A 3,411-nucleotide genomic window follows, 5' to 3' on the forward strand; every position below is an offset into this window, starting at 1 on the left:
TTGTCGGCGGTGCCGGCGGTGTGAGGTCGGCGGTGAACTCACACGTCCCGGACCAGGCGCCATGGTCGGTACCGTCCCAGGTACGCGACTGCCAGACGTAAGTGGTGTTGTCCGCGAGCCGGCCGGCCGGGATCGCCTTGGACACCGGTGACGGGTTACCGGACGACTGCGCGATCTTGTTCGACTCGCTGCGGGCGCCGCCTGCGGGCCACCAGTAGAAGTCGGTGGTGAGCGACTGCTGGCTGGTATCCGGGTCGGACTGCTTGGCCGACATGAAGGGCACGTTGGTCAGCGCATACGGCCGAGAGGCTCCGGTCGCGCAGGCCTTGCCGTCCGACTTACGGTCGCCAGGGGCGTTCGGCTTCGTGTTGTACGTGATCGCCAGCTTGGGCGACGAATGGTTGAACCGCTTCCACTGGTTCTTGGTACCCTCGTCGATCGCCTTAAGCCCGACGGTCATCGTGGTCGACTTGTTCGAGTGCGCGACCATCCCGGTGACCGGGAACTCGATCCCGCCAGGGCCGGAACAGCCGTGGATCGAGCCGAGCTTGCGATTGGCGGCTGTCGTCGCCGTCCACGCCTTGTACCAGGTGGGCTGTTTGTCCCAGGTGGTCTTGTTGGAGATGGCACCGGTGAGCCACAGCTTCGCGTTGGACTTGGGGCCGCAGGTCCAGGCATGGCGCTGCTCGATACGGAACTTCGCGTCGAGGATGTGCGTGCCCTTGACCTTGGAGATGTCCATCCGGAACAACGACCGCACGATGTGATCACTGCACCCGGAACAGTCCTCGGTACGACCCACGCCAGCCGACCCGAAGTTCTTACCGTCGGTCAGCGCCGCCGAGTTCTTCCAGAAACTCTTGGTCTTATATTTACTCCACACCGATGTCCACGAGCTACCGGAGACGCTGCCTGTCCAGGCCGGGTCGATATGGATCGGCAGCGTGGCGTTCGGATCCGTGAGCAGCTTCTGATCCGGGATCAGGGTCATCGAGCCGGGCGCCAGCGACACTTTCATGACCGAGCGACGGACCCGCTCGGCCGTAGCCGCGCCCTTGACCGGCCCGGACTCCTTCGCGTCTTTGGCAGGCGCCGCGGGCGTCGCCCCGGACTTCTGCTGCTTCGCCGGCGGCCGAATCTCGTCCACTGCGGCAGGTGCCTCGTCGCCGCTCTCCGCACTCTCCGAGGAGTCCCACATCATCGGCGCCGGCGAGGTGAAGACCTCAGCGCCCTTGCTGTCGCGTGCGACGAGTCCACCGCCCACCGCGGTACCGACGGTGACGCCCTCGGTAGCCACGCCGAACTTCAGTGCGGCCAGCTTGGGATTACGAGTCGCCGCACGCGAACGGACGACGAGTTCCTCGGTGAAACCGACACTCTGCGCGGTCACCTTGAGGTCAACATCGGGCAGCACGTCGCGGTACGTCGCCGTGTCACCGACAACGACCGGCTTGGGCAGGTCACCGGGCCAGGACACGGCCAACTCCTTGGCGCCGTCCCGAAGCCGCGCAAGCGGACCGTCTCCTCCGGCGGAGAACGTCAGTGGCAGGGCAGACGACCGCGGTGCGACACCGTCCGCGGTGACCTTGAGGTTCGTATCGATCGGCACCCAAGACTTGCCCTTACGCACCCGGACCGGCTCGATGCCAAGCTCAACGGTTTGCGAGCCGTCAGTGTTTGCCCAGGTCTGCGAAACCTCGGTGCGCTCCGAAAGGATCTCGACCGGCTTGCCGCAAGTGGCCGCAACCCGATGTGCGGCTGAGCCGTTCGGCGCCTCGGCGGCACAAACCGGCGCAGGCGCCGCAACGGCCGGCGACGGCGGCCGAACGACGATCGAGACAGCGAAGATCATTGTTGCGGCGACCAGAACGGAGGCCGCAGCGCGGACCGGGCTGATAGAAGGCAGCATGGAATGACGAACGCCCGGCATAGAAATCCCCCGTTGTGCGAGCGAAGCTGTGAGTTACCCTAGAGTCACAATTAGATAGAGATCAATAAGTGTGATGTTCCTCGATATTTCTTGCTTTGGATCCACAGTGGTGGAAGAATCCGTCTTCGCTTGAACGAAGCTTGACCTGGCACTCGGCAATGTCCACGCGCGGAGCGCGGAGGTCGTGCACTCAGCTGTCTCGACGGCTGAACTCTTCACGGCACGGTCGGGTAGCGACGGCGCATTGTTGCGCCGTCACCCAGAACCGTCTTGCAACTCGTCGCGGCACACGGCCCAGGCAATCCACCTGGGCGACTTCAGGAGTGCAGAAATGCCGGGTCCTGCCGTGCGCCGGGACCGGACAGGCGCCGCGCTGCCTGCGGAGCAGGTCCAGGGTTCCCGCAAGCTTCCGTTCGATCCCTGGAGTGATCGACGTGCGATCGAAAATACGATGGGCAATCCACAGGGGCGCTGACTGCAGGTTACGGGCCAGGTGATGGCGTGCCGATGATCCCACCCCCACCACTGCGTGATCCATGCGTGATCGATGGTCCTGGCGTGGGCCAACCCTGCCTGGCACTGGCCGACAGGAACCCGGGTTTGACAAGGCGACGAAGCATGAGATTCCGGCACAGAGCGGCACAGCAACGTACCCGGCGGCACGGCCACCAGTGGACTCTTTGTCCGCTGGCTCGATCAGCTCGTGACGACCGAGAGTGGTTAGTGTCTTCTTGTGTCGAGTCGTGCTGGGCGGCGAGCACGCAGCGAGCCCGAGTAGCGAGGCCGAGCGCTCGGCGGGTCGACGTTGGTGCAGGTGACGGCGTTGTCGGCCATCCGGTGGCGGCTCGTCGCCCGCGGACTTAACGTCCGACAGCGTCGACGGGCTGCTATGGATTGATGGTTCCCATGGCATTGGAGGAGCATGACCCTGACTACGGAACTGGCCGATCCGGAGTCACCGGCATCCCGGTTCCTCCGCGACTCGTTTCCGGCGAGGGACGCCCTCGTCGCCGTCTGGAACGCGCAGGTGCAGCGGCTGCCTCCGGTCGTGACCGGGCTTGATAGCGGCGTGCGAGCTGCGGTTGGTGGTGCCATCGAGTGGGCCATCGGTCTCGACCTGGCCGACACAGTCCCCTACGCCGATATATTCGACATGGTTGCTCGCGAGGAAGCCGCACGTGTCCTGCAGGCCGCCGGTCTCCAACCAGTAGTTGGGAGCAGTGCCGACGGCGGGCTCGGAGTGTGGCGACGGCCGGGGAACTGGGTGCCGCCTGAGCCCGCGTCCGAACTCCTTCGTAATGCGTGGATGCTCTGCCAGTACGCCGGCATTCTACGAGGGCTGAAGGCCCCAGACGCTGAACAGTGGCGGCGGTCCTACCACCTATGGCTGACCATGCTCGGGAACCAGGGCCCAAGTCCTGACGTCGTAGAGGCGTTGGAGACGCTGTGGCACACCTATGTCACCCGCGGTCATCCAGCCA

General features: G+C 65.0%; 2 protein-coding genes. One reads left to right on the top strand and one right to left on the bottom strand.

Going from position 1 to position 3,411, the window contains the following annotated elements:
* Positions 1 to 1,930: DNRLRE domain-containing protein (locus DMB66_RS58535; RefSeq protein WP_125812560.1), on the bottom strand; the 1,930-nt coding region annotated here is incomplete at its 3' end.
* A 922-nt stretch (positions 1,931 to 2,852) separates the two neighbouring features.
* Here DMB66_RS58535 and DMB66_RS65060 point away from each other — a divergent pair.
* On the top strand, positions 2,853 to 3,411 hold a 559-nt coding region (locus DMB66_RS65060), incomplete at its 3' end, for a hypothetical protein (RefSeq protein ID WP_233625593.1).

Source organism: Actinoplanes sp. ATCC 53533 (genome assembly GCF_003947245.1).